This is a genomic window from Bradyrhizobium sp. SSBR45G, from assembly GCF_030159255.1.
In the GTDB taxonomy this organism is placed as follows: Bacteria; Pseudomonadota; Alphaproteobacteria; order Rhizobiales; family Xanthobacteraceae; genus Bradyrhizobium.
Genome location: NZ_BSCT01000002.1, coordinates 273,632 through 298,700 on the forward strand (window position 1 = coordinate 273,632; position 25,069 = coordinate 298,700).

Annotated in this window: 22 protein-coding genes; 5 read left to right on the top strand and 17 right to left on the bottom strand. The window is 66.9% G+C overall.

Features of this window, described 5'->3' with window-relative positions:
• Window positions 1–58 precede the first annotated feature (58 nt).
• The gene (locus tag QQL87_RS04200) at window positions 59–2,347 is read left to right on the top strand and encodes a ComEC/Rec2 family competence protein (protein WP_284418789.1); all 2,289 of its coding nucleotides are present in this window, start codon (window positions 59–61) and stop codon (window positions 2,345–2,347) included.
• A gap of 198 nt (window positions 2,348–2,545) precedes the next feature.
• On the opposite strand, the gene QQL87_RS04205 is transcribed toward QQL87_RS04200, so the two are convergent.
• The 8 genes from QQL87_RS04205 to QQL87_RS04240 form a co-directional block, all read right to left on the bottom strand.
• The gene (locus QQL87_RS04205) at window positions 2,546–2,986 is read right to left on the bottom strand and encodes a hypothetical protein (RefSeq protein ID WP_284418790.1); all 441 of its coding nucleotides are present in this window, start codon (window positions 2,984–2,986) and stop codon (window positions 2,546–2,548) included.
• Between the two features lie 351 nt (window positions 2,987–3,337).
• On the bottom strand, window positions 3,338–4,036 hold the full coding sequence (gene lexA, locus QQL87_RS04210; RefSeq protein ID WP_012044524.1) for a transcriptional repressor LexA: 699 nt from the start codon (window positions 4,034–4,036) through the stop codon (window positions 3,338–3,340).
• Window positions 4,037–4,238: 202 nt separating this feature from the next.
• A complete protein-coding gene (locus QQL87_RS04215; RefSeq protein WP_284418791.1) occupies window positions 4,239–5,447 on the bottom strand; it encodes a molybdopterin molybdotransferase MoeA in 1,209 nt (402 codons plus the stop codon).
• A gap of 129 nt (window positions 5,448–5,576) precedes the next feature.
• Entirely contained in the window at window positions 5,577–6,389 is an 813-nt protein-coding gene (locus QQL87_RS04220; protein WP_284418792.1) for an alpha/beta fold hydrolase, read from the bottom strand.
• A complete protein-coding gene (locus QQL87_RS04225; RefSeq protein WP_349817273.1) occupies window positions 6,382–6,825 on the bottom strand; it encodes a TfoX/Sxy family protein in 444 nt (147 codons plus the stop codon). Before QQL87_RS04225 ends, QQL87_RS04220 begins: the two co-directional genes overlap by 8 nt.
• A gap of 58 nt (window positions 6,826–6,883) precedes the next feature.
• Window positions 6,884–7,987 carry a rhomboid family intramembrane serine protease gene (locus QQL87_RS04230; RefSeq protein WP_284418794.1) on the bottom strand — a complete coding sequence of 368 codons (1,104 nt, stop codon included), beginning with the start codon at window positions 7,985–7,987 and terminating at the stop codon, window positions 6,884–6,886.
• Between the two features lie 75 nt (window positions 7,988–8,062).
• The gene (locus tag QQL87_RS04235; RefSeq protein ID WP_284418796.1) at window positions 8,063–8,200 is read right to left on the bottom strand and encodes a hypothetical protein; all 138 of its coding nucleotides are present in this window, start codon (window positions 8,198–8,200) and stop codon (window positions 8,063–8,065) included.
• Window positions 8,201–8,261: 61 nt separating this feature from the next.
• Window positions 8,262–9,215 carry a LysR family transcriptional regulator gene (locus tag QQL87_RS04240; protein ID WP_284418797.1) on the bottom strand — a complete coding sequence of 318 codons (954 nt, stop codon included), beginning with the start codon at window positions 9,213–9,215 and terminating at the stop codon, window positions 8,262–8,264.
• 84 nt (window positions 9,216–9,299) lie between these two features.
• Between QQL87_RS04240 and QQL87_RS04245 the strand changes: the two genes are divergently transcribed.
• Both QQL87_RS04245 and QQL87_RS04250 read left to right on the top strand, forming a co-directional pair.
• Window positions 9,300–10,232: an MBL fold metallo-hydrolase gene (locus QQL87_RS04245; protein ID WP_284418798.1), complete on the top strand. Its 933-nt coding sequence runs from the start codon at window positions 9,300–9,302 to the stop codon at window positions 10,230–10,232.
• Between the two features lie 7 nt (window positions 10,233–10,239).
• Entirely contained in the window at window positions 10,240–11,247 is a 1,008-nt protein-coding gene (locus QQL87_RS04250; protein ID WP_284418799.1) for an alpha/beta hydrolase, read from the top strand.
• Window positions 11,248–11,320: 73 nt separating this feature from the next.
• On the opposite strand, the gene QQL87_RS04255 is transcribed toward QQL87_RS04250, so the two are convergent.
• From QQL87_RS04255 to QQL87_RS04270, 4 genes are all read right to left on the bottom strand, one after another.
• Entirely contained in the window at window positions 11,321–12,004 is a 684-nt protein-coding gene (locus QQL87_RS04255; protein WP_284418858.1) for a hypothetical protein, read from the bottom strand.
• Between the two features lie 156 nt (window positions 12,005–12,160).
• On the bottom strand, window positions 12,161–12,706 hold the full coding sequence (locus QQL87_RS04260; RefSeq protein ID WP_284418800.1) for a hypothetical protein: 546 nt from the start codon (window positions 12,704–12,706) through the stop codon (window positions 12,161–12,163).
• A gap of 393 nt (window positions 12,707–13,099) precedes the next feature.
• The gene (locus tag QQL87_RS04265) at window positions 13,100–13,729 is read right to left on the bottom strand and encodes an HAD family hydrolase (protein ID WP_284418802.1); all 630 of its coding nucleotides are present in this window, start codon (window positions 13,727–13,729) and stop codon (window positions 13,100–13,102) included.
• Between the two features lie 45 nt (window positions 13,730–13,774).
• A complete protein-coding gene (locus tag QQL87_RS04270; RefSeq protein WP_284418804.1) occupies window positions 13,775–14,911 on the bottom strand; it encodes an alpha-hydroxy acid oxidase in 1,137 nt (378 codons plus the stop codon).
• 430 nt (window positions 14,912–15,341) lie between these two features.
• Between QQL87_RS04270 and QQL87_RS04275 the strand changes: the two genes are divergently transcribed.
• Complete coding sequence (locus QQL87_RS04275) at window positions 15,342–16,676, top strand: S41 family peptidase (protein ID WP_284418805.1); 1,335 nt, start codon at window positions 15,342–15,344, stop codon at window positions 16,674–16,676.
• 265 nt (window positions 16,677–16,941) lie between these two features.
• Here the strand turns inward: QQL87_RS04275 and QQL87_RS04280 are convergent, their stop codons facing one another.
• The 5 genes from QQL87_RS04280 to QQL87_RS04300 form a co-directional block, all read right to left on the bottom strand.
• Complete coding sequence (locus QQL87_RS04280; RefSeq protein WP_284418806.1) at window positions 16,942–19,653, bottom strand: bifunctional diguanylate cyclase/phosphodiesterase; 2,712 nt, start codon at window positions 19,651–19,653, stop codon at window positions 16,942–16,944.
• A 151-nt stretch (window positions 19,654–19,804) separates the two neighbouring features.
• Complete coding sequence (gene moaC, locus QQL87_RS04285; protein ID WP_284418807.1) at window positions 19,805–20,296, bottom strand: cyclic pyranopterin monophosphate synthase MoaC; 492 nt, start codon at window positions 20,294–20,296, stop codon at window positions 19,805–19,807.
• A 2-nt stretch (window positions 20,297–20,298) separates the two neighbouring features.
• Complete coding sequence (gene trpC, locus QQL87_RS04290) at window positions 20,299–21,117, bottom strand: indole-3-glycerol phosphate synthase TrpC (protein WP_284418808.1); 819 nt, start codon at window positions 21,115–21,117, stop codon at window positions 20,299–20,301.
• Between the two features lie 16 nt (window positions 21,118–21,133).
• The gene (trpD, locus tag QQL87_RS04295) at window positions 21,134–22,147 is read right to left on the bottom strand and encodes an anthranilate phosphoribosyltransferase (RefSeq protein WP_284418809.1); all 1,014 of its coding nucleotides are present in this window, start codon (window positions 22,145–22,147) and stop codon (window positions 21,134–21,136) included.
• A 24-nt stretch (window positions 22,148–22,171) separates the two neighbouring features.
• On the bottom strand, window positions 22,172–24,082 hold the full coding sequence (locus QQL87_RS04300) for a peptidylprolyl isomerase (RefSeq protein WP_284418810.1): 1,911 nt from the start codon (window positions 24,080–24,082) through the stop codon (window positions 22,172–22,174).
• A 222-nt stretch (window positions 24,083–24,304) separates the two neighbouring features.
• On the opposite strand from QQL87_RS04300, the gene tpiA reads away from it, so the two are divergent.
• A complete protein-coding gene (tpiA, locus tag QQL87_RS04305; protein ID WP_284418811.1) occupies window positions 24,305–25,060 on the top strand; it encodes a triose-phosphate isomerase in 756 nt (251 codons plus the stop codon).
• Window positions 25,061–25,069: the final 9 nt, after the last annotated feature.

Below are 25,069 nucleotides of genomic sequence, written 5' to 3' on the forward strand. Positions count from 1 at the left end.
CGCCATCGCGCAGCTTCCGGTAGCTTTTGGTCCGGTCGGGTCGCGGGTGGTGTTGGCGATGGCGGAGCCGGTCAGGCCGCCAGGGTGGCGTCGCGGGATTGCGGGCGTGATGGCTGATGTCTGGCCGCCGCGCGGCGCGCTGGCCGGCGGCTGGCCTGTGATCGGCTGGGACGCGTGGCCGTCATTCGCCGCCCAGCTCAAGAGCTGGGCGCGTGCGGAGGCCGGGCCGGGGCGGCTGCTGCCGTGGGTGCCCATCGCCTTCGGCGCGGGCATTGCCCTGTATTTCTCGGCTGATCATGAGCCCGTGCTGTGGGTGAGCGCTGCCCTGGCCTGCGCGCTGTGCGTCGGGGCCGCGCTGATGCGCCGGCACCCGCTGTTCCCGGCCGCCGTGATGATCGCGGCTGCCGCGTCCGGCTTTGCCGTGGCGACGGTGAAGACCGCGCGCGTGTCACATCCGGTGCTGGCGCGGACGTTGTATTCGGCGTCACTGTCGGGTTTCGTCGAGGCCCGCGACATCCGTGAGCGCAGCGACCGCATCGTGCTGCGGGTGACGGCGATGGAGAGCCAGCGCAGCAGCGTGACCCTGGCGCGCGTGCGGCTCGCCGTGCGCAAGGGCACGGCGCCCGATGTCGGCAGCTTCGTGCAGCTCAAGGCGCGGCTGCTGCCGCCGCTCGCCCCGGTGCACCCCGGCTCCTACGATTTCGCCCGCGACATGTTCTTCCAGGGCATCGGCGCCTCCGGCTTCGTGATGGGGACGATCACCACGGTGACGCCGCCGCAGGCCGCCGGTCTCGGCCTGCGCTATGCGGCGGCGATGCAGGGCCTGCGCGATGCGATCGACGCCCGCATCCGCGCTCGTCTCGACGGCGATGAGCGCGCCATCGCCACCGCGCTGCTGACCGGGCGGCGCGATGCCATCGCGCCCGACGTCAACGACGCCATGTTCATCTCCGGCCTCGGTCATGTGCTGTCGATCTCGGGGTATCACATGGCGGTCGTCGCCGGCGTCGCGTTCTTCGCCATCCGCGCGCTGCTGGCGCTGATTCCCGGGCTGACCATCAGCCATCCGATCAAGAAATGGGCGGCCGCCGCGGCGCTGGTGGCGGCGGCGTTCTATCTGCTGCTGTCGGGCGCGGAGGTCGCCACGCAGCGATCGTTCTTCATGACGGCGGTGGTGCTGATCGCCGTCATGGTCGACCGCCGCGCCGTCACCTTCCGCACGCTGGCGGTAGCCGCGATGATCGTGCTGATCGCAGCTCCGGAAGCGCTGGTGCATCCGAGCTTCCAGATGTCGTTCGCGGCGACGCTCGGTCTCGTCGCGCTGGTGCAGTTCGGCCTGCCAAAACTGTTTGCGACGCCGGACAGCTCCACCACGCAGCGCATCGCGCTGTGGGGCGGCCGCGAGCTGTCGATGCTGCTGCTGGCCTCGCTGATCGCGGGCCTCGCCACCACGCCCTATGCGGCCTACCATTTCCACCGCATCACGCCCTACGGCCTGCTGGCCAATCTCGCGGCGATGCCGGTCGTCTCGGCGGTGGTGATGCCGGCGGGCCTGCTCGGCCTGCTGGCCGCGCCGTTCGGCCTCGACGGCCCGTGGTGGACGCTGATGGGCTGGGGCATCGACTGGATGATCGCGGTGACGCGCTGGGTCGCCGCCCTGCCGGGCGCCGTCGGACGCATCCCGGCGTTCGGCGTCGGGCCGCTGATCGTCGCCAGCCTCGGGGTGATCCTGATCGGCCTGCTGCGGACGCCGCTGCGCTGGTCAGGCGCCGTGCTGCTCGCGGCCGCAACGATGTGGGCGGCGGCGACGCCGCTGCCCGACATCCTCATCTCCGGCGATGGACGGGCGGTCGCCGTACGCGGCGGCGACGGACGGCTGCATGTGATGCGCACAGGCAAGGACGTGTTCGTCACCCGGGAGTGGCTGGCGGCCGACGCCGATGCGCGGCTGCCGGCGGATCCCGCGCTCGGCGACGGCGCGTCCTGCGACGAGGCCGGCTGCGTGCTGCCGATGGCGGACGGCCGCCTCGTCGCGCTGACGCTGCGCGCGGATGCGCTCGGCGATGATTGCGCCCGCGCCGCGCTGATCGTGGCGCGCGCTGCGCCGTCGTCCTGCGTCGCCGCCGTGGTCGACCGCGCGCGGCTGCAGCACCAGGGTGCGCTGATTCTGCTGCGGCGTGGCAAAGGCTTCGCCGTCACGCCGGTGCGTGCCGATGGCACCGACCGGCCGTGGTGGCCCGCGCCCGCCGATGCGGGCGAGTACGAGGCGACGCTGACGCCGCGCGCGCCAGCCTCGCGCGCGCAGGATGCGACGCCGCCGGAGACGGAGCAGGGTGGGGAGGATTAGTCAGTCCGCAACGCGGTGGTTTGAAACGAGTTCGTTCGAACGAGTCGGTCAGCGATGAGTCGGTGCGAATGAGTCAGTCTGAATAAGCCACACCAGATCCGGCGCCGACGCCGCAATCCTCGGTTCCGGCGAAAGCCGGATGAGGGTTGCAGCGTCAGCGTGCGATCCGGATGGACGACATCACTGATGGCCAGCGTGTCAGGTGATGCTGATGCGCCGGATCGGCGCGGACTGGGATGCCGCCGGGTCCTCCGCGATCTCAGGGCGGCGGTCCGCCGGCTGCTTGGTGACGGGCAATTGCAGCACGGTCACGCGCTGGCCTTCGCACAGCTGGGTCACCAGCACGTGGCGGCCGTCGGCGAACTCGATGGCGTCGTGATGGCGATCGGGGATGTGCTTCTCGATGCTGTTGAACTTGGCGACGCGCTCCCGGATCGTCCGGGTCCACAGCCAGCGGCTGTCGTAGCGGACGTCCTCGGCAAAGGCGAGCTCGGTGCCGGGCAGCATGCAGACCGCGACGTTGGGCTCGGTTTCCACGGCGAAGCCGCGGGTCGCGGTGCCGCGGAACGTCGTTGAGATCAACGTCTCGCCGACCTTGGCGGGACGGGACGCAACGGCATGGAGGCTGTAGTCACACATCGGATCGCTCCTCGTTGAGAGATAGCCGACCCACGCTCCCCCCGGACAGGCGCAGGCCTCTATCAGAGTGGACATCGGGAGCGATGTTAGCGCGCGCTTCGCGGCATTTCTGCGCTGATCTGCATGGCGTGTGCCTGCGCGCGATCACAAGCGTTTGAGCGTGCCGCGCTGCACATCATGAGGTGCAGTCGCGCATGACTTGATTTTGTGCGGCGGGCGCGACGTGCATACTCTCGCGCCGTTCTCGTCGGTGTGCTCGCGAACCCTGTGCGCCGCGATGAGACCTGTGAGCTCAATCCTTGTGAGCTCAGCCTTGCGAGCTCAGCCTTGCGAGCTCAGCACTTGTGCGGCTCAGTACTTGCGGTACAGGCCGACCAGCTTGCCCTGGATCTTCACCCGGTTGGGCGGAAGGATGCGCACCTCATAGGCGGTGTTGGCCGGCTCCAGCGCGATCGACGCCCCGCGGCGGCGAAAGCGCTTCAGCGTCGCCTCCTCGTCGTCGATCAGCGCCACCACGATGTCGCCGGTGTCGGCGGTCTCGTTGCGCTGGATCAGCGCCATGTCGCCGTCGAGGATGCCGGCATCGACCATCGAATCGCCGCGCACTTCGAGCGCGTAGTGATCGCCATTGCCGAGCATGTCGGCGGGCACGCTGATGGTGTGGCTGCGGGTCTGCAGCGCCTCGATCGGGGTACCTGCGGCGATGCGGCCCATCACCGGCACGGCCACGGGGCGCTCGCCATCGTCGAGTGCCGGCGTCGAGGTGCGGACCTTGCCGAGATTGCCCTCGATCACCGACGGCGTGAAGCCGCGGCGGTTGCTGGCGGCCTGCGACAGCTCCGGCAGCTTGATCACCTCGATGGCGCGGGCGCGGTTCGGCAGCCGGCGGATGAAGCCGCGCTCCTCCAGCGCCGTGATCAGGCGGTGGATGCCGGACTTCGAGCGCAGGTCGAGCGCATCCTTCATCTCGTCGAAGGACGGCGGCACGCCGGCTTCCTTGAGCCGCTCGTTGATGAACCGCAGAAGTTCGTACTGTTTGCGCGTCAGCATCTCGACTTGGTCCCCGGTTTGGTGCCGCCCGAGTCCACGCGATGCCCTTCAAGCCCAACGATGAAGAGCGGCGGAGAGTCGAACGATCGTAGTCGCCCGCAACATACTAAAAACAAATCATGAACGGACACTATCTGTTCGATGTGTGTTCCGCAATCCTAAAAATATGGTGAACGGACCGGGATTTGCCGGGGAAATCGGCTCAGAGCGGCAGGCGCAGGATCTCGCAGGAGCTGCCGGCCACAGCCTTCGGCGCAAAGGCCGGGCGGATGATGAGCGCCTGCGACAGCGCGAGATTCCCGAGCAGCGAGGAATCCTGCTGGGTCACGGGTGTTGCGATCAGCGTGCCGTCGGCGCGCTTGTCGAGCTGCGCCCGCAGATAGTCCTCGCGCGAATCGTTGGCCCCGAGCTCGCGGCCGAGCAGGGCGGTCTCGCGCGGCAGCTGCGCCTCACGGCCCAGCAGGCCACGAATCAGCGGCACCAGGAACAGGATGGCGCAGACATAGGACGACACCGGGTTGCCCGGCAGGCCGATCACGCGCATGCCGCCGAGCCGGCCGTGCATCATCGGCTTGCCCGGCCGCATCGCGATCTTCCAGAACGCCATCTCGACGCCCTCGGCTTCGAGCGCCTGCTTGACCAGGTCGTGATCGCCGACCGAGGCACCGCCGGTGGTGACCAGGATGTCGGCCTCGGCCTCGCGCGCCCGGCGGATGCCCGCAACAGTGGCGTCCAGCGTATCGGCGGCAATGCCGAGATCGATCGGTTCGGCACCTTCGCTGCGCATCAGCGCGCGCAAGGCGTAGCCGTTGGAATAGACGATCTGGCCCGGGCCGGGGGTCGCGCCCGGCATCACCAGCTCGTCGCCGGTGGCGAGCAGCGCGACCTTCGGCCGCCGCCGCACCGGCAGCGCCGGATGGTTCATGCTCGCGGCAAGCGACAGATCGCGGTCGCTGAGCCGGCGGCCGGCCTTCAGCAGCACCATCCCTTGATGGAAATCGACGCCGGCGGGCCGGATGTGCCGGCCCTTGATCGCGGGCTCGGTGATCACGACGTGACCGTCCGCGGCGATCGTGTCCTCCTGGATCACGACGGCGTCGGCTCCGTCAGGCACGACGCCGCCGGTGAAGATCCGCGCCGCCTCGCCGGGTCCGACGATTCGATCGAACGGCCGCCCGGCGGCGACCTCGCCGATCACCTTCAGCCGCGCCTTCGCGGTGGCGGCATCCGCCGCGCGCAGCGCATAACCGTCCATCGCCGACATTGCCTCGGGCGGCTGCGTCCGCAGCGCCGCGAGGTCGTGCGCCAGCACCCGGTGAAACGCCTCATCCAGCCCGACCAGCTCCTCGGCCAGCGGCTCGGCGCCGGCGAGCACCGCGGACAACGCTTCGGACACCGGCATCAGCGCCATGAGAGGACCTTCGGAGAGGGGACGAGACGAGTCGGGATTGCCTTCTAACCGAACGCACACGACGCGGCCAAGGCCTAAGCCGCCGCGCGGCGTTCGGACGATTCATGGATCTTTCGTGTGGCAGAGGGCTCACAATCGCGCGAGAAACCCGGCGATCAGCCGGGTCACCTCGTCAGGCCGTTCCAGGCTCGGCAGATGCGCGGTCTCCGCGATCGCAGCGCCCGATGCATGCGGCATCATCGTTGCGATCAGCCTGCTCCGTTCCTGGATGTGGGGAAAGTCGAGATCGCCGGAGATCACCAGCGCTGGCGCTGAGATCTCGCCGAGCCGCGGGAAGGCAGGGGCGGTATCGAGGCTGGCGCCGACCGGCTGGGCAAGCAGCGCCGCCGTGTTCTTCTGCAGAAACATCCGGCGCAGCTCGCCCGAGATGCGCCCCTCGCGCTGCAGCGGACCGTCGAGCCACAGCTGCGCCTTGAGGGCGCTCACGCGGTCCCAATTGCGCGCGGCCTCCGCAGCGGCGGCTTCGGCGACCAGCGCAGTGATCGGCGGCGAGAGCACCGGCTCCGGCGCGCCGCTGATCGAGGGCGCGATCAGCACCAGGGCCCGGGTCCGCGACGGATGCGCCAGCGCGAAGTCGAGCGCGATGCGGCCGCCTTGCGAGCAGGCGACCAGCGTCGCCGGCTGCCCCGGCGCGAGCGCGTCGATGATGGCGAGCAGGTCGGCGACGGGAGAATGATCCTCCGGCTCGGCCACCGTCCCGCCGAAGCTGCGCCGGTCATAGGCGATCGCCAGATGCGTCGCCGCGACGGCATCGACCTGCGCCCGCCACATCGTGCGGTCGAACACGGCGGCGTGCAGGAAGACGACAGGGTCTCCCTGGCCCGCGACCTCCGCCGAGAGCTGCGCGCGACCCGATCTGATCCGGTGCGTGGTCTCAGCCATGTTGTTTCCTTTTTCGGGCCGTTGGAGGGATCTTGTTTCGCTTCGTTGCGACCCGTCGTGCCGCGTCCAGCGCCGAACGCGCCCAACTGACGAACGCCTCGGAATCATCGAACAATCGATCCGGCGCGCGCCAGAACGCGAGATCGATCGTGACGCCTTTCTTGGTGTAATTCAGCGGTGGATGTGATTGCGCTTCGGCAAACATCGCCCGGTTCTCGTCATCGACCCGGAAATACAACGTATTGTCGGTGACCATTGCGAGCATCGCGCCGTCGCAGAACAGTCCGGTCTTGCCGAACATGCGGCGTGTCGCGATCGGGCCGAGCGGCGCGAACTGCTCGCGCAGGAATGCGATGTAGTCCGGAGTTGCGACCATGACCGGGGCTGATGGTGACGCGCGAGGATCACCGGCAGAATGCGCCAGGGACGAGTTCATATCAACCGCGTCGGTCGCGCAGCGCCATGCGCGGCGCCGCCCGGATGCATCGACCGGTCTAGAGCCCGACGCTGCGGGCCCGCGCTGCGCGCAGAGAGGCGCCGATGAAGCCGACGTCGCCGAGGCCGCGCCTGAGCGGCGCGTTGAGCAGCAGCAGGGTCAGGCCAGCGGCGAGGCCGCCCGCGATCACCGCCACGAGATCCTGCCGGGCGCAGCCCGCTGCGATCCAAGGCGAGATCCAAGGCGAGATGTTGGCGAGCGGCAGCGGCAGCCGGCACGCCGCCGTTAGCGCGCTTGAGCTTGCCATCACTGCGCAAGCGATCGCCGCCCCGTTCGCGACGGCAAGGGCCGCGATGACCATCGCAAGGCCGTAGCGCAGTAGCAGCACGACATCGATCAGCTTGATCGTGACCGGGATCAGCGCGAGCCCCAGTGCCGCGACCGGCGTCGGCGATTGCGGATCGAGCCGAATGCCCGCGGTCCACGCCAGCCAGGCGCCGACAGCGGCGAGCAGCCAGAGATTGAGCTTCAGAAACTCGGGAAACTTGGCGCCCAGGAGATGACGAAGCGCCCGCTCGACGAGATCGAGCACTGCGCAGGCGAGCAGGCCGGCGGTGAAGCCGACGAGATGGGCGGCCCAGTTGATCCGGGAATCGGCAAAGGTCAGCGCAATGTTGAAGGCGAGGTTGCTGATGAAGAAGCTCGCCGACAGCTCGATCTTGGCCAGGATCCACAGACAGAGCAGGGCGCCGAGCAGCCCCGAAGTGGCGCCGGAGGCGCCCACGGTCATGTAGGGCCTGGTGTGGATGAAGTCGCCGACGAGGCCGGCGAGGACCATGGTCGCGACGTAGATGAGGATGAAATAGGTTGCGCCGAGCCGCCGCTCCAGGTGACCGCCCCACACCATCAGGCACAGCATGTTGCCAAGCAGATGCACCGGCGTGGCGTGCAGGAAGCCGTAGGCGAACAGCCGCCAATACTCGTGCCGCTCCAGCGCCTGATGATACATGGCGCCGTCGCCGAACAGCACCGCGCTGGATGGCGTCGGCGCTCCGCTCTGGAGCAGCGTGACCGCGAACATCGCGATGTTCAGCGTGAGCAGCACAAACGTCGCCGCCTGCGGCGCGACGAAGAAGGACGAGGCGGGGCGAGAAGCAGACATGCGTGATGATTCCGCGGGGGCGCGCTGCTGACAGCTTCTATCGCCGAGATCCGCGCGTGGCCAGCATCAACAAACTCAAACCGGATGGCGAATCCACACGTTGGGTTCGACATACACGGCATGGTTGTTGTCGTGCGATACGAGCACAGGCACCAGCGCGCCGGGAATCGCGATCTCGCCCGAGCGATCGAACGGCACGCCCGTCCATTGCATCGACGCTGCGAGCGTGGCGACACCTGAGCGGATGTGGACCCCGGGGGCTCGCGTCGCGGCATTATTCCGCAGCGGTGCGACAGGCGGCTCGCTCGGTCATGTGCAGGATGTCCGCCACCGACTGTCTTAGCCAGACCGAGGCTGCATCACGATCGAGTTGCAGCGGCCAGACCATCGAGACGGCGGGCAGCCGCAGCTTCAACGGCGCGGGAGAGAGCATCAACCCGAAGCGCGGCCCGTAGAGCCTCGCCATCCGCGTCGGTATCGTCGTGATCACGGGCGAGTCGGCCACGGTCGCCAGCACGCTCAGGAATTCCGAGGAGGCCGAGACGACGTTGAGCTCGGTCTCCATCTCATCCAGCGCCGCCTCCAGACAGCCCTGCAGGCTGTTGGTCAGCGTCACCAATGCGTGCGGGAGGGACAGGTAGTCGGCAAGACTGATCGGCATCTTCACGGATATGCGCTGCGGATTGTAGACGCAGCTCAGCGCCTGCTCGAACAGGAATTCAGATCTGTGCCGTTGCGCGACGGCCTCGAAGCAGCCGACCGCAACATCCAGGGCTCCCTCGTCGAGCAGCCGATGCACCTCGTGGCGTTCCGTCGGTCGGCTGAGAAGCCTCAAGCCCGGCGCCGATCGACGGAGCACGGCTGTGAGTTCGGGGATCAGCAGCAGCTCGACCTCGCTGGAAAAGCCCAGACGGATGGTGCGCTGCTCGGTTGCCGGATCGAACTCCGGCGCGGCGTGCAGCGCGGCCTGCATCTGCGCCAGCGCAGCGCGAACCGGCCCCGCAAGCACCGCGGCCCGCGGCGTCGGCTGCATGACGGTGCCGACGCGGACGAACAGCTCATCCTGTAGCAGCACGCGAAGCGTCGACAGGGTGTGGCTCATCGCCGGTTGCCCGACCTTGAGGCGGGCGGCCGCGCGCGTCACGCTGCGCTCCTGCATCAGCGCGTCGAACGCGACCAGCAGGTTCAGGTCGAAGGAACGAAGATCGAAATGGTCGATGGACTGCATGAGCTGGATCGATTTGAGCAATGGATGACCTAGTCCTAGATCTCGGCCGAGACAAGATCATCGTTCGGACCGAGGCAGCGAGACATGCAGGACATCATGACCTATCGCGTCGGGGACGCGACCATCAGCAAGATCTTCGAGATCGGCCTCGACGCGGTCGACGGTGAGTTTCTGTTTCCGGGCATCGATCCCGGCAGCATCGCGCGGGAACGCGGCGGGTTTGGGCCGGGATCGGTCGATCCGCGGACGGGATCGTTGCGGCTCAGCATTCACAGCTGGCTGGTGCGAACGCCAAGCCGGGTGATCCTGGTCGACACCGCCACCGGCAACGACAAGGAGCGGCCCGGCGCGGCCGTGCTGCACCGCTTGAACGCGCCATTTCTCGAGCGGCTGCGGGCGGCCGGAGTCACGCCCGAAGATGTCGACCTCGTCTTGTTGACGCACTTGCACGCCGATCACGTGGGCTGGAATACGCACCTCGCCAACGACCATTGGGTGCCGGCGTTTCCGAACGCACAACACGTCTTCTCTGGCCGCGAGCACGCATATCTGGTGGCACTCTCGGCCGGCGATGGCTCGGATGCCGCGATCAGAGATGACGCAAGGCTCGGGCCGATGCTGCACCCGCCGCTTTCAGGGGTCTACGAGGACAGCGTGCGGCCGATCGTCGAGGCCGGCCTAGCGCGGCAGATCGTGGTCGACGGCTCGGAGGTCGTCGAGGGCTTCCGCTTCCTGCCGAGTCCGGGTCACAGCATCGATCACGCCTGCGTCAGCTTCACCTCGCGCGGCGAGCGCGCGCTGTTCTGGGGCGACGTGATGCATCATCCCCTGCAGGTCGCACGTCCGGATTGGAACTCGGTCTATTGCGAATTCCCGGCGGCGGCACTGACGTCACGCCGCTGGGCGATGGAGCACGCCGCGGAGACCCGCTCGCTCGTGTTCACGACCCACTTCGCCGAATCCTCGGCCGGGCGCATCAGCCGCGACGGCGACCGGTTCGCCTGGCAGTTCGTTTGAGGTGACCATGACCATGACCCAGAACGCCCCATCGTCACCGCGCGTCGTTGCCGAGAGCCGGCTGATTGCCGGCCCCGAGCCCGACGTGCGGCTGCATCTCCTCAACAAGCGCCGGCATGATCTGCACCGCTTCTCGGCCGAGCGTACGCTCGTGATGATGCACGGCGCCACCTTCTCGTCGGCGAGCCTGTTCGACGTCGCGGTCGCCGATATGTCCTTCATGGATGTGCTGGCGCAGGCCGGGTACGACGTCTGGGCCGTCGACGCGCGTGGCTATGGCGGCTCCAGCCGACCACCGGAGATGTCGCGCGCGCCGGAGGACGGGTCTCCCTTGGTCACCGCGCGGACCGCCCTCGATGATTTCAGCACCGCTGTCGACTTCATCTGCCGGTCCCGCGGAGTTGTCAGCGTCAACGTGCTCGGCATGTCCTGGGGCGCCACCATTGCGGGCGCGTTTGCGAGCGCAGCGGGCGCAAGGCTCGAGAAAAGGCTCGAGAAGCTGATCCTGGTGACGCCGCTCTGGCTCTCGAAGGAGCGGCTGCGCATCGATGCCGGCGGGCCGCTTGGCGCCTATCGGATCGTCAGCCCGCGCGCATTCGAGGCCGTCTGGCGCGGCGCGGCACCGGAGCATGCCCGACACGACCTGATTCCCGACGGTTGGTTCGAGACCTGGGAGAAGGCGACCTTGGCGACCGATCCGGACTCGCCGCACCCTCGAACGATCCGCGCGCCGTCCGGCGCGGTGCAGGACGTGCGCGTGCATTGGACCGCAGACGATCCGTTCTACGATCCTGGCACGATTGCGTGTCCGGTCCTCGTGCTCGCTGCGGAGTGGGACGTCGATGTCCGTTTCGACGTGGCACAGGACCTGTTCGTGCGCCTGGAGAGGGCATCGTACAAGCGGCTGGTGGTGATCGGACAGGGCACCCACATGATCCTGATGGAGCGGAATCGGCGGCAGGCTTTCGACGCGGTGATTGGATTCTTGGAGGAACGCGTCGCGGCGGCGAACTGATGGCGCCTTTGTCGTCTCACCTCGCTCCGCAACACGAAGACGGGCCGACATGATGCGACGGCGGCATCCTGGTTCAAGCGACTGGTCGTGCCGTCTGCGAGACCGAATGTCGAATCCATACATTCGGTTCGACATAGACGGCATGGTCGTGCTCGATCGAAGCGAGCAGCGGCACCAGGGCGCCGGGGATCTCGATCTCGCCCGAGCGATCGAACGGCACGCCCGTCCATTGCGACCACTCCGCAAGCGTGCCGACGATGGTCATCGAGCACGGCGCAATCTTGACGATCTCGCCGCCGATGCCGAGGTGCGTGCGCAGCCAGGAATCCGCAAGCTGGCCATCGGCGCGGCGCTGCTCCAGATAGGCGTGCATCGGCGTCCGCGGCGCCAGATGCTTCTGGTTCGGCCGCACCGGCGCGTATAGCTCGGCAAAACCCTTTGCGCGGGCGCACCCCTTCAGCGCCTCGAGCATCGCCAGCGAGCTGCCCGGCAAGCGCGCCTTCGGCAGCAGCGCGATCTCCAGCGCGCTCATCGTCGTCGGGCGTCGCCCCAGCATGCGGTCCTCGTGACCCCAGCGGATCACCTCGTCCCAGCCGGCGTTGGGCAAGTCGGTCCGGCCGTCGATGCCGAATGCAAAGGGAATCGCGAAGCCGCGCCCGACCACCTCGTCGCCGTCGAGCGCGGCGATGGCGCAGTCGGCATAGTGATCGAACGCGGCCTCGCCGTAGTACAGCATGGCCGTCCGGTCGTTCCGCATGAACTCCGGCCACAGCCCGTCGAGCTCCGCCGAGAACACGCGCGGGATCAGGTCGGGCCGGTCGCGCAGGGAGATGATGTCGAGGGTCATGATGCGCTCCGGCAGGCTGCGGCGGCATGATCGCGCGGGATGGCGATCCTAGCTTGTCCGGATGCGTCAGGCCAGTTGGTCCAAATCATCAGCAGGTGTTTGACGCCGCTCGCTTCGCCACTGCCCGTTGAAATTTATGTTTCTATTTTTCAGAAACGATGCTATGGTGATTTGGTCCCGTGCTCGACAGGAGGGGCGCTTCGCGATCGTCACGGAACGTGGAGCGCGGGATGCGGTGGCCGCAGGATGACGCAGCGTGCTGTGATGGCGCGCGGACGAACGGCAGCTTGCGGACGTGAAGTCGCGTGGTCCTGGCATCCCGAAGCCGATGCCAAGCCGGCGGGTGATGATGATCCCGATGGCGACGGTGGCCAACAAGCCGGGCACCGGGGAGAGCGCGAAGTAAGCGTGAAAACCATCGCGCAGGGAATGCCGGATGTCGGCTGGACCTGTGGTGACTGCCGCCTGCTTTTTTGTTGCAGGCGGGCCATGGGTTGCGGCCAGCAGCCCGGCATTCCCTGCGCCCTCCGTCTGGAGGAGGGTGTGATGACAGCAGCAAAACTCGGGCATATCGAGCCGCGAGAACAATCTTGCATGATTGAACGCCGTCATTGCGAGCGCAGCGAAGCAATCCAGAATCTCTCCGCGGGACGGACTCTGGATTGCTTCGCTGCGCTCGCAATGACGGAGGAGATAGCTTGTGCTTGGCGGTGTCCTCATGTGCGCTCGGGACGGCCGTTGCAAGCGCCGCACTCACGCCATCCTCCGCTGTCGTCCCGGGCAAGCCCCGGCGCCGCGCCAGCGGCGGTGGGGCGCCGACCCGGGACCCATAACCACAGGGAGAGGTTTTGCGCGCGATGCCGGACGAGTTTCTGCTTTATCACGGCCGCCTGTGGTTATGGGCCCCTGCGTTCGCAGGGGCGACGGCGGAGGTTTTGGATGGTTCTTGGGCCGATCCGCGTGGAATCGAGGCCGTTGGCCATGATGCGTCGTTCGGAGATGCCGTCAGATTTCCAAAGCCTGCAGCGCCGTGGCGATGTCGTCCGTCGAGCGTACCAGCACCGCCTTCAACCCGCTGGTACGCGCGCCGTCGACGTTTTCGGCGAGATCGTCGAAGAACACGATGCGCTCCGCGGGCACGCCGATGGCCTTGACGACGTGATCATAGGCCTCGGCATCCGGCTTGCGCCGTCCGATCGACGACGACAGGAAAATCTCGCGGAAGTGACCGAGCAGATCGGCGTAGCGCGGCGAGAAGTGATCGATGTGCGGCTGGTTGGTGTTGGAGAAGGCGTACAGCGGCAGCCTTTCGGCGGCGCGAGCGAGCAGCGCGGCGATGCCGGGCATCGGACCGACGAAGATCGCGTTCCAGCCCTCCAGGAACTGCGCATCGGTGATGTCGATGCCGAGCTGGGCGCGCAGATTGGCGAAGAACGCGGCGTCGGAGACCGTGCCGCGCTCATGCCCGTGATAGATGTCGTCGCGCACGAAGCGCGATGCGATCTCCTCCGGCGCGCAGCCGGCGTAGCCGGCCCAGCAAGCCACGACCTGTGCGAAATCGATGTCGATGACGACGCGGCCGAGATCGAACAGCAGCGCGTCGGCCGCGCCGGGGCGGAGATCGGAAGGAAGCATTGCGGCGCGTGTCTTTGCCAGAAGGGAAGCCGAAGGATGGCCTCCTCAATAGCGGTAGGGCTCGATGTCAGCCAGCGGAAACGCGCTGAACACGCCGGGCATGGTGGTGGCGGTCGCCGGATGCAGGTAGGACGCGTTCAGCTCGGCGAAGGAGGTGACGCCGAGCAGGCCGAGCGCGCGGATGACCTCGTCCTCCAACAGCTCCAGCATGCGCAGGATGCCGTCCTCGCCAGCGGCGGCCAGCGCCCAGCATTGCAGCCGGCCGATGCCGACCATGTCGGCGCCGGAGGCGATCGCCTTGACGATGTCGGTGCCGCGGCAGAAGCCGCCATCGACCATGATCTTCGCGCGGCCCTTCACCGCCGCGACGATCTCCGGCAGCACATGCATGGCGCCGCGGCCATGATCGAGCTGGCGGCCGCCATGGTTGGAGACGTAGATCCAGTCGACGCCGTGATCGACCGCGATCTGGGCGTCCTCGGCGGTGGCGATGCCCTTGATGATCAGCGGCAGCTTGAACTTGTTTTTGATGAGCGTCACGGTCTGCCAGCTCAACGCCTTCTGATGGTCGCCGCCGGTGGCGCGCAGCCGGCTCTCGCGCACATAGCGCTTGGCGATGTCGCGTTCGCGCCGGCTGTAATGGGCGGTGTCAACGGTCAGGCAGAAGGCGGTGTAGCGGCTCGCGACGGCGCGACTGACATAGTCCTCGACGAAGGCATCGTCGCCGCGGACATAGAGCTGGAAGATGCGCAGCGCGTCGGGTGCGGCTTCCGCGGTCTTCTCCAGTCCCGGCTCCGAGACCGAGCTCAGCATGTGCGCGGCCCCGAACCGGCCGGCGCCGCGCGCGACGCTGGCGGCGCCGGCGGGATCGAAGATCTCGAGCGCGCCGACCGGAGCCAGCACCACCGGCAGACGCAGCTTGCGCCCGAACAATTCGACCGAACCGTCGACCCTGGAGACGTCGCGCAGCACGCGCGGACGGAACGCGATCTCGTCGAGCGCCATCCGGTTCCGGCGCAGCGTGGTCTCGGTTTCGGCGCCGCCGATGATATAGTCCCAGGCGTTCTGGTTGAGCTGGGTCCGCGCCTTGCGGATGAACTCGTGCAGGTTCTGGAACTTTTCATCGCTGGAGCCCAGCTCGACGTTGCGCCATCCGGCTTCAATCGGGGTTTGTTGATTCATGCCTGCCTCCCAGCACCGATTATCCTTTGTTATCCAGCATTGCCCAGGGGACCGGGCGGGTGCAAGCCATTCCGAGCTGCGCGCCGGCGGACGCGCGCGATTCCCAGCACGCTCGTTCGTCGCCGTGGACACGGCTCCTTGAGTTGTGATCGCCGGGGGACCGTGAAAGACCGGACGGGGGCGGTGGGGCGCGGCAGAGGCCAAGTCTCGTTCTTGGTCTCGATCTTGATTTCGGTCGCTGAACGTCCATTTCGGTTAACGGAGTCGCACCTCAAGGTGGCACCGTTCCCGGGCAGGCCAGGTGGCATATCGGCCTTGAAGAAACCGGAAATGTGGTGTGAGTTCGTGCAATAATCTGCCGGCAAGGCGTTCGGATCGTTCGAATCACGCGATCCGCCGGCCATCCAACAAAGGCTCGGGAAGCAAAGCAATGCGGAAAAACTGGCTGTTCTTGGCAGGCACGATGACCGGCGTCTGTCTGACCCTGATGGTCTCGGGGCCGGAGGGCGCGCAACTCGTGGCCAAGGCCAAGGCGGCGGCCGGCATGGCCGACACCTATTCGCAGCTCAACCTGTTCGGTGCGGTGTTCGAGCGCGTGCGCGCCGACTATGTCGAGAAGCCCGATGATCCCGCGCTGATCGAAGGCGCCATCAATGGCATGGTGTCGTCGCTCGATCCGCACTCGCGCTACATGAACGACAAGTCCTGGCGCGACATGCAGGAGACGACGTCGGGCGAGTTCGGCGGTCTCGGCATCGAGGTCACCATGGAGGATGGGCTCGTCAAGGTCGTCTCCCCGATCGACGATACGCCGGCGTCGAAGGCCGGCATTCTCTCCGGCGATCTCATCGCCAAGATCGACGGCGACAGCGTGCAGGGCCTGACGCTCGAGCAGGCGGTGGCCAAGATGAAGGGCGGGGTCAGCACCAAGACCAAGCTCACCATCATCCGCAAGGGCAAGGAGGCGCCGCTCGATCTCACGCTGACCCGCGAGATCATTCGCGTGCGCCCGGTGCGCTATCACACCGAGGGCGGCGATATCGGCTATATCCGCATCACCTCGTTCAACGAGCAGACCACCGAGACCCTGCGCAAGGCGATCTCCAGCATCTCCCGGGACATTCCGCAGGAGAAACTCGCCGGATACGTCATCGATCTGCGCAACAATCCGGGCGGCCTGCTCGACCAGGCGGTGTCGGTCTCCAGCACGCTGCTGCCGCGGGGCGAGGTGGTCTCCACCCGTGGCCGCAATCCCGAGGAGACGCAGCGCTTCACCGCCCGCGGCGGCGATCTCACCAAGGGCAAGCCGATCGTCGTGCTGATCAATGGCGGTTCGGCCTCCGCATCGGAGATCGTGGCGGGCGCGCTGCATGATCACAAGCGCGCGACCTTGGTCGGCACCCGCTCGTTCGGCAAGGGCTCGGTGCAGACCATCATTCCGCTCGGCGCCGGCAACGGCGCGCTGGCGCTGACCACCGCGCGCTACTACACGCCCTCGGGCCGCTCGATCCAGGCGCAGGGCATCGCGCCGGATATCGAGGTCAAGCAGGACGTGCCGGACGAGCTCAAGGATCGCACCGATCTCAAGGGCGAGGCGGGGATGCGCGGCCATCTGTCGGCTGCCGACGGCACCGAGCAGACCGGCTCGCAGTCCTACGTGCCGCCGGATGAGAAGGACGACAAGGCGCTGCACGCGGCCTTCAACGTGCTGCGCGGCGTCACCGTGAATGCCGACGTCCGCGCCAAGGCGGCGGTGCCGAACTGAGCGGTCTTGAGGGTTGAAGCGCGAAAGCTCGGTCTCGGGCCCGCGACGCTCACGCCCGGCGGGGCGGCCTTGCGGCCGTCCCGTCGTGGTTTTCGACCAGCGTGACAGGCAAACGTGGAGTCTGCGTTCGTCTGTCTCGGTTAAGTCGTGCGACGGCGCCGATGTTCAAGCGGCGGCCGGGCCGATTGCGGGACATGGTTGAAGCCGGCTTGCGCAATTGATTCAACTGTCGACGATCTCGATCGATCGACGATCAGATCCGGCGTCAGGCCGCATCGGAACGCGGGCGTCGGCCGGATGGGTCGCCGGCGCGATGCGCGGCGAACAGGCCTCGGACCTCGGCGGCCGGCTTCGGAGGGCTGAACAGATAGCCCTGCATCTCCGAGCAGCCGAGCCGTTTCAGCACCTGCCGCTGCGCCTCGGTCTCGACGCCCTCGGCGGTCGTCGCCATCTTGCGGATCGCGGCGATGTTGACGACGGCCTGGACGATCGCGGCCGAGCCTTCGCTCTCGGTGATGTCCTTGACGAAGCAGCGGTCGATCTTGATCTTGTCGAACGGGATCCGCTGCAGATAACTGAGGCTGGAATAGCCGGTGCCGAAATCGTCGAGCGCGATGCGCACGCCGAGCGCGCGCAGCTCATGCAGGGTGTCGAGCGCATCGTCGTCGCGGATCAGCACGGCCTCGGTGATCTCGAGCTCGAGCCGGCGCGGCGCCAGGCCGGAGGTGGCAAGCGCCTTGGCGACCTTGAGCGCCAGGGTGCCGCTCTTGAACTGCACCGGCGAGACGTTGACCGCCAGCCGGATGTCGTCCGGCCAGGTCGCAGCTTCGGCGCAGGCGACGTGCAGAACGCGCTCGCCGAGCTGGTTGATCATGCCGGTGTCCTCGGCGATCGGGATGAACTCGGCCGGCGAGACATTGCCGCGCGTCGGATGTTTCCAGCGCACCAGCGCCTCGCAGCCGACGATGCGGTCGTCCTGCAGGCTCACGCACGGTTGGTAGTAGACCTCGAGCTGATCGTCCACGATCGCCTGGCGCAGATCGACCTCGAGCTGGTGGCGGGCCTTGACCTGGGCGTCCATCTCCGGCTCGAAGAAGCGCCAGGTGCGGCGTCCCGCAGCCTTGGCGGCATACATCGCCAGATCGGCGTTCTTCATGATCTGATCGAGATCGTTGCCGTGCTGCGGAATCAGCGCGACCCCGATCGAGGCGTCGGCGGTCAACTGATGACCGAGGCAGTCGCGCGGGGCGCGGATCGCAGCGAGCATGTCATCGACCAGGCAGCTGACGTCCTCGCGGCTCTTGATCGTGGTCTGCACCACCGCGAACTCGTCGCCGCCCAGCCGGGCGACGAAGCCGGCGCTGCCGACACAGGCCTGCAGGCTCCTCGCCACGGACTTCAACAGTTCGTCGCCGATCAGATGGCCGAGCGAATCGTTGACACCCTTGAACTCGTCGATGTCGATGTAGTGAAGCGCCATCTGGCGGCCCTGGGCGACGCCCGCCATTTCCTCCTTCAGGCGCTCGTGGAACAGGGTGCGGTTCGGCAGCTCGGTCAGCGCGTCATAATGCGCGAGATGGGTGATCTGCTGCTCCGCCCGCCTGCGCTCGGTGATGTCCTCATGGGTGGCGAGCCAGCCGCCGCCGATGATCGGCTCGTTGACGATCTGGATCGAGCGACCGTCGGGCGTCTCGATGATCTGCGATTTCTTGCGGCCGACGTCACGCAGCACGGCATCGGCATATTCACTGTCGTCGCCGGCGAGCGAGCCAGAGGCCTTGCGGTGGGCGATCAGCTCGCGGAAGGTGCAGCCGGGCTTCACGACATCGGCGGACAGGCCGTACATGTCGATGTAGCGCTGATTGCTGATGACCAGACGCTCCGATGCGTCGAACAGCAGCAGGCCCTGGGTCATGTTGTTGACGGCCTTGTCGAGCCGTTCCTTCTCCAGGGTCAGTCGCCGGCTCGAGGCCTCATGGTCGCTGATCAGCCGGCGCACGACGACCGTGAGCATGCCGGCGATCAGCAGCACAGACGTCACGCCGACGCCGATCAGGAAGCGCATCTGCTCGCGCCAGTCGGCGAGCGCCGCCGTCACCGTCGTCGTGGCGGTCACGATCAGGGGGTAGCTCGTCAGCCGGTGCGACGCGCCGATGCGGTGCACGCTATCGACCGGGCTGTTGAAGATGCCCGTCGTGTTGCCGTCACCGGAAAGGATCTGGCGGAAGATCGGCGCATCCTTGTAGTTCTGGCCGATCATCCCGTCATGGCGCGGATAGCGGGCGAGAAGGGTGCCGTCGAAATGCATCATCGAGATCGCAGCCTCGGGTCCGAGGGCGACGGAGGCGAAGAACCGCTCGACATTGATGGGCTCGAGACTGCGGCTGATGACGCCGAGGAATTCGCCTTTGGGACTGGTGAGTTTCAGCGCGATGACCGCGACATAACTGCCGGTGATCCGGCCCACGACGGGTTCGATCAGCAATTGCGGCGCGGTCGGATCGAACTTCAACCGCTTGAAGAAGGAGCGATCGGCAATGTTGACGGACGGCAGAGGCCAAGCCGCTGCGGAGTTAATCAGGTTTCCGTCGGAGTCGAAGATGTTCAGACCGCCGACGTAGGACATCGCGCTCAGCTTGCCCTTCAGCATGGTGTTGACGGCGGCGCTTGCCATCTGCTCCTTGAAGCGCGCGCTGGTATCGAGGTTGCTCTGTCGGACGTAGCTGGCGAGATCACGCTGGATCGCGCCGAGGTCCTCCATCTGCTGGTCGAAATGGCGCGCCAGCAGCAGCACGGTATTTTCCAGCTCGCGCGTTGCGCTGTTCAGCGCACGCTCGCGGAAGCTGTCGGCCATGATGGTCGCGCCGATCGCGATGGCCGCGATCAGCACGAGGCCTCCGCCAACGAGCCAGCGGATCGGTCCGCTGCGGTCAGCCGAAGCTTTGAGGGCACTTCCTGGACTGGTGTTGGTCGTCATCGGTCCCGAACACGCGTGCGAAAAGCGTTTGAGGATGGACCGCTACAACGACCCTCCCACAGCAATGGCTACAGGCCTGCAATGGAAGTGAGGTTAGCAAGATCAGTTAGCGAACAATTAATTTGAAGTTGTATCTGGCTTCCAGATACCTTCAGCCGCGATAATGGCCGGATTTGCCGCCGATCTTTTCAGTCAGATGGATGCCTTCGATGCGCACCCCCCGCTCGGCGGCCTTGATCATATCGTAGATGGTCAGGCAGGCGACCGACACGGCGGTAAGCGCCTCCATTTCGACTCCCGTCGGTCCGGTGACCTTGACGGTCGCGCTCACGACGCAGCCGGGCAGGGTGGCGTCGGTCGTGATGTCCACCGTGACCTTCGACAGCGCCAGCGGGTGGCACAGGGGAATCAGCTCGGAGGTCCGTTTCGCGGCCATGATGCCGGCAATGCGCGCGGTGCCGAGCACGTCACCCTTCTTGGCGTTGCCGGACACGATCAGCTCGAGCGTCGCCGGGCTCATCACCACCCGGCCTTCGGCCGTGGCGATCCGCTCCGTCGCGGCCTTGTCCGACACATCGACCATGCGGGCTTCGCCGCGGGCGTCGATGTGGGTGAGGGATGGTCCGTCAGGCGTGTCGGCCATGATCACTCAGCCGCGCTTGCAGATGTCGCGTCGCGCGCAAGCAGGGTGCGCGTCGCCGCCGTCACGTCGGTCTGCCGCATCAGGCTTTCGCCGACCAGGAAGGTCTGGATATCGACGCGCGCCAGTCGTGCGAGATCCGCCGGCGTGAAGATGCCGCTCTCACCGACCAGGAGTCGTTCCTTGGGCACCAGCGGCGCCAGCGTCTCGGAGGTCGAAAGCGTGGTCTCGAAGGTCCGCAAGTTTCGATTGTTGATGCCGATCATCGGTGACCGCAGCTTCAGCGCGCGATCGAGTTCGGCGCGGTCGTGGATCTCGATCAGCACGTCCATGCCGTGGGCGAGCGTCGCCGCCTCGATGTCCGCGGCGGCTGCGTCGTCGAGCGCCGCCATGATGATCAGGATGCAGTCGGCCCCATGCGCGCGCGCCTCGACCACCTGATAGGTATCGAACATGAAATCCTTGCGCAGCACGGGCAAGGCCGTTGCTGCGCGCGCTGCGACCATGAAGTCGAGATGGCCCTGGAACGAGGGCGTATCGGTCAGCACCGACAGACAGGCGGCGCCGCCGGCCTCATAGGCTTTCGCGAGCTGCGGCGGATCGAAATCGGCGCGAATGAGTCCCTTCGACGGCGAGGCCTTCTTGACCTCGGCGATGAGTGCGTAGTCGCCGCTCGCGTGCTTGCTGCGGAGCGCCGCAACGAAGCCGCGTGGCGGCGAGGCCTCGCGCGCCCGGGCCTCAAGTTCCGATAGCGGGCACGCCCGTCTGGCGCTCGCGATCTCCTCGCGCTTGTAGGCTTCGATCTTGGCCAGGATGTCGGACATGGCTCGCTCCTGGAGATCAGCCGTTGGAGACTTCGATCAACTGCTTCAACCGCGCCGCCGCTGCGCCGCTGTCGAGCGCGTCCCGTCCGATCGCAACTCCCTCCTTCAGCGTCCCGGCGCGGCCGGCGACGACGAGGGCTGCGGCTGCATTCAACAGCGCAACATCGCGGTAGGGGCTCGGCAGGCCATCCAGCACGCTCTGCAGCGCCACCGCATTGGCCGTGGCGTCACCGCCCTTCAGCCCGTCGCTGCCGCACAGGCCGAGGCCGGCTTCTTCCGGCGAAATCTCGAAGGTCCTGATTTGGCCGTTCTCGAGCGCCGCCACGAAGGTCGGGCCGGTCAGGGTGATCTCGTCGAGGCCGTCGGAGCCATGCACGACCCAGGCGGCTTCCGAACCAAGATTCTTCAACACCTGCGCCAAGGGCTCGACCCACTGCCGCGAGAACACGCCCACCATCTGGCGCTTGACGCCAGCCGGGTTGGAGAGCGGTCCGAGCAGGTTGAAGATGGTGCGGGTGGCGAGCTCGACCCGGGTCGGGCCGACGTTTTTCATCGCGGGATGATGGGCGGGCGCGAACATGAAGCCGATGCCGGCCTCGCGCACGCAGCGGCCGACCTGGTCGGGCTTCAGGTCGATCTTGACGCCGAGCGCGGCAAGCACATCGGCTGCTCCCGAGCGCGACGACAGCGCGCGGTTGCCGTGCTTGGCCACCGGCACGCCGGCGCCAGCGACGATGAAGGAGGCGCAGGTCGAGACGTTCACGGACCCGGATCCGTCACCGCCGGTGCCGACGATGTCGACCGCAGAGGCCGGGGCATCGACGCGCAGCATCTTCGCGCGCATCACGCTGACGGCGCCGGTGATCTCCTCCACCGTCTCGCCGCGGACGCGCAGCGCCATCAGCAGCGCGCCCATCTGCGACGGCGTGGCCTCGCCCGACATCATGCTGTCGAAGGCGGACGCGGCCTCGTCGCGGGACAAGGCAGCGCCCGTCGCCACCTTGCCAATGATCGACTTGAGATCGTTCATCAAGCGCGTGCCCCTAGCGATACGTCATTGGTTTGTGCCGCCGCCGACCACCTGGGCCACGGCCGCTTCGTTGATCGTGGTGCCGATATCCTTCTCGAGCTTCAGGACATACGACGTGCCCTGCTCGTCGGCCAGTGCACGCTGCAGCTGGTCCTTCAGCTTCTTGATGTCCTCGGACGCCAGATCGACCTTGGGCTCGACGATGTCGGTCACGCGGAACACGATCCATTGGCGGCCGCCATCGGCTTCGGTCTGGCCGACGCCATCCTTGGCCGTACGGAACGCCGCCGTGATCACGCCGGGCGTCACGCCAGGCAGCGTGGCATCGCGCTTGAACGCGGTTGCGGTCTCGACCTTGGTGCCAAGCGACGACGCCTCGTCGGCCAGCTTGCCGCCCTCATTGAGCTTCTTGACCAGCTCGGTGGCCTTTGCGCGCAGCTTCGCGGCGACCTCGTCGTCGCGCCACTTGGCCGCGACCTGATCCTTGACCTCGTCGAGGGTACGGTCCCGCGGCGGCGTGATGCCGAGCACCTCGAACCAGACATAGCCGCCGCGGAACGAGATCGGCTCGTTATCGACGCCGACATCGCTGCCAAAGGCCTGGGACACCACATCGAGCCCGAGCGGAATGTTCGACACCGGCTGGCCGCTGGGCTGCTTGCCGGAGCGGTCGACCGCTTCCACCGTCACGGCATTGAGGCCGAGCTTCTTGGCGGCCTCGGCGACGCTCGCTCCGCCCCCGCGCTCGTCCTCCATCTTGTCGCGCAGTGTGGCAACCTCCGATTTGGCGCGGTCGGCGGCGATCTCCTTCTTGATGTCGGCGGCGACGCTCTCATAGGCCGGCTGCTGGCCCGGCTGGATCGCGCTGACCTTCACCAGCGCCACGTTGAAGGCGCCCTTGACCGGCTGGCTGACTTCGCCGGTCGGCAACGAGAACGCCATGTCGGCGACGGCGGGATCGAGAATGGCCGATTTTGTCACCAGTCCGAGATCGAGGTCGGCCGGGTTCAGGTTGCGCTCCTTGGCGAGCTCATCGAACGTCACCTCGCCTGCGGCGATGCGCGCGCGCGCCACCTGCGCCTCTTCCGGGCTCGGGAACGTCATCTGCTGGACCTGCCGCTTCTCCGGCGTGCCCATCAGGGCCTTGCGCTGGTCGAACAGCTTCCTGGCATCCTCATCCGACACGGTGGTCCACTTGCCGATCTCTTCCGGCGTCAGCAGGACGAACGAGATCTTGCGATACTCCGGCGCCTTGAACTGCGCCTTGTGCTCGTCGAAATAGGAGGCGAGCACTTCGGGCGAGGGCGCGTCGATGGCGCTGGCCTGGGCCGCATCGAGCTTGAGATAGTCGATCGAGCGCTGTTCGTTCTGGAAGCGGCTGAGCGCATCGAGCAGGGTGTTGGAGGGCTCCAGCCCGGCTGCGATCGTGCCGGTGATCTGGCGACGCAGCGACTGCCGACGCTGGTCAGCCAGATAACGCTGCTCGGTGAAGCCGAAATTGCGGATGATGGCCTGGAAGCGCTGCGGATCGAACGCGCCATTGGGGCCCTTGAAGTTGGGATCGCTCAGGATCACCCGCATGGTCTCGGCGTCGGACTGGCCGAGGCCCAGACGGCGAGCCTGCTCGTCGAGCGCGGCTTCCGCAATCGTTTGCTGCAGCACGCTGCGATCAAGCCCGAACATGCGGGCCTGGTCCGTGGTCAGCGGCCGGCCGATCTGGCGTCCGATCTGCTGCAGCCGGTCGGTGTAGATCTGGCGGAACTCGTTGATCGAGATCTCGGTGCGGCCCACGGTTGCCGCCGTCGACTGGCCGAAGCCCTTGAAGATGTCGGCGATGCCCCAGACGCCGAAACTGACGATCAAGACGCCCATGACCACCGCCATGATGGTCTTGCCGAGCCAGTTTGATGAGGCCTTGCGTAATCCTCGAAGCATGGGTCCAATCTGTCTGCAGGAAAAGGATGAAGAGGGACGCGCCTTAAAGCAGATTCCGCGAAAGGGCGTCACTGAGTTGAAACGGCTTATAAAGAGGCAGTCGCCCGGTCGCAACCTCGGCCCTGAGGCGGATTGAAGCGGTGGGAAGGGGGCTCGCGCTCTGGTACTCCTTGAAGCGCTCTGCTAGCCGATGTCAGTCTTAACGCTTGCTGGAATCCTGCCATGACCGACCGAATCCGGCCCCTGATCGCCGGCAACTGGAAAATGAACGGCCTGAAGGCGTCGACCGCCGAGTTCGACGCCATGCTGGCGGGGGCGGCCGAGGTCACGGCGAGGGCCGATCTCCTGGTCTGCCCGCCCGCAACCCTCGTGGCGGCACTGGCGGAGAGGGCGCGCGGTGCAACCGCGATCGCGGTGGGCGCTCAGGATTGCCACACCAAGGCCTCGGGGGCCCATACCGGGGATATTTCGGCGGAGATGCTCGCCGATGCCGGCGCAACCGCCATCATCGTCGGTCATTCCGAGCGCCGCGCCGATCACGGCGAGAGTGATGTCATGGTGCACCAGAAGGCCGAGGCGGCCTGGCGCGCCGGGCTGGTCGCGATCGTGTGCGTCGGCGAGACCCAGCAGCAGCGTGATGCCGGACAGACCCTGGACATCCTGCGCGGCCAGCTCAACCTCAGCCTGCCCGAGGGCTCGCGGGCCGACAATCTGATCGTGGCCTATGAGCCGGTCTGGGCGATCGGCACGGGTCTCACCCCGACCGCTGCGGATGTCGAGCAGATTCATGCGTTTATCCGGCAGTTGCTGATCGAGCGCTTCAAGCAGGAGGGGGCTCGGATGCGCATTCTCTATGGCGGCTCGGTGAAGCCCTCCAATGCCGCCGAACTGATGGCGGTTGCGAACGTGAACGGTGCCCTGGTCGGCGGCGCGAGCCTCAAGGCGGCGGATTTTCTCGCAATCGCGAAAGGGTGTTGAAGGGCACTC

Bases quoted from the DNA above. Each gene is read 5' to 3' on its own strand.
- QQL87_RS04200 (WP_284418789.1), top strand. From the start codon at position 59: ATGGCGGAGCCGGTCAGGCCGCCAGGGTGGCGTCGCGGGATTGCGGGC.
- QQL87_RS04205 (WP_284418790.1), bottom strand. From the start codon at position 2,986: ATGTGTGACTACAGCCTCCATGCCGTTGCGTCCCGTCCCGCCAAGGTC.
- lexA (WP_012044524.1), bottom strand. From the start codon at position 4,036: ATGCTGACGCGCAAACAGTACGAACTTCTGCGGTTCATCAACGAGCGG.
- QQL87_RS04215 (WP_284418791.1), bottom strand. From the start codon at position 5,447: ATGGCGCTGATGCCGGTGTCCGAAGCGTTGTCCGCGGTGCTCGCCGGC.
- QQL87_RS04220 (WP_284418792.1), bottom strand. From the start codon at position 6,389: ATGGCTGAGACCACGCACCGGATCAGATCGGGTCGCGCGCAGCTCTCG.
- QQL87_RS04225 (WP_349817273.1), bottom strand. From the start codon at position 6,825: ATGAACTCGTCCCTGGCGCATTCTGCCGGTGATCCTCGCGCGTCACCA.
- QQL87_RS04230 (WP_284418794.1), bottom strand. From the start codon at position 7,987: ATGTCTGCTTCTCGCCCCGCCTCGTCCTTCTTCGTCGCGCCGCAGGCG.
- QQL87_RS04235 (WP_284418796.1), bottom strand. From the start codon at position 8,200: ATGCAATGGACGGGCGTGCCGTTCGATCGCTCGGGCGAGATCGCGATT.
- QQL87_RS04240 (WP_284418797.1), bottom strand. From the start codon at position 9,215: ATGCAGTCCATCGACCATTTCGATCTTCGTTCCTTCGACCTGAACCTG.
- QQL87_RS04245 (WP_284418798.1), top strand. From the start codon at position 9,300: ATGCAGGACATCATGACCTATCGCGTCGGGGACGCGACCATCAGCAAG.
- QQL87_RS04250 (WP_284418799.1), top strand. From the start codon at position 10,240: ATGACCATGACCCAGAACGCCCCATCGTCACCGCGCGTCGTTGCCGAG.
- QQL87_RS04255 (WP_284418858.1), bottom strand. From the start codon at position 12,004: ATGCGGAACGACCGGACGGCCATGCTGTACTACGGCGAGGCCGCGTTC.
- QQL87_RS04260 (WP_284418800.1), bottom strand. From the start codon at position 12,706: ATGACGGCGTTCAATCATGCAAGATTGTTCTCGCGGCTCGATATGCCC.
- QQL87_RS04265 (WP_284418802.1), bottom strand. From the start codon at position 13,729: ATGCTTCCTTCCGATCTCCGCCCCGGCGCGGCCGACGCGCTGCTGTTC.
- QQL87_RS04270 (WP_284418804.1), bottom strand. From the start codon at position 14,911: ATGAATCAACAAACCCCGATTGAAGCCGGATGGCGCAACGTCGAGCTG.
- QQL87_RS04275 (WP_284418805.1), top strand. From the start codon at position 15,342: ATGCGGAAAAACTGGCTGTTCTTGGCAGGCACGATGACCGGCGTCTGT.
- QQL87_RS04280 (WP_284418806.1), bottom strand. From the start codon at position 19,653: ATGACGACCAACACCAGTCCAGGAAGTGCCCTCAAAGCTTCGGCTGAC.
- moaC (WP_284418807.1), bottom strand. From the start codon at position 20,296: ATGGCCGACACGCCTGACGGACCATCCCTCACCCACATCGACGCCCGC.
- trpC (WP_284418808.1), bottom strand. From the start codon at position 21,117: ATGTCCGACATCCTGGCCAAGATCGAAGCCTACAAGCGCGAGGAGATC.
- trpD (WP_284418809.1), bottom strand. From the start codon at position 22,147: ATGAACGATCTCAAGTCGATCATTGGCAAGGTGGCGACGGGCGCTGCC.
- QQL87_RS04300 (WP_284418810.1), bottom strand. From the start codon at position 24,082: ATGCTTCGAGGATTACGCAAGGCCTCATCAAACTGGCTCGGCAAGACC.
- tpiA (WP_284418811.1), top strand. From the start codon at position 24,305: ATGACCGACCGAATCCGGCCCCTGATCGCCGGCAACTGGAAAATGAAC.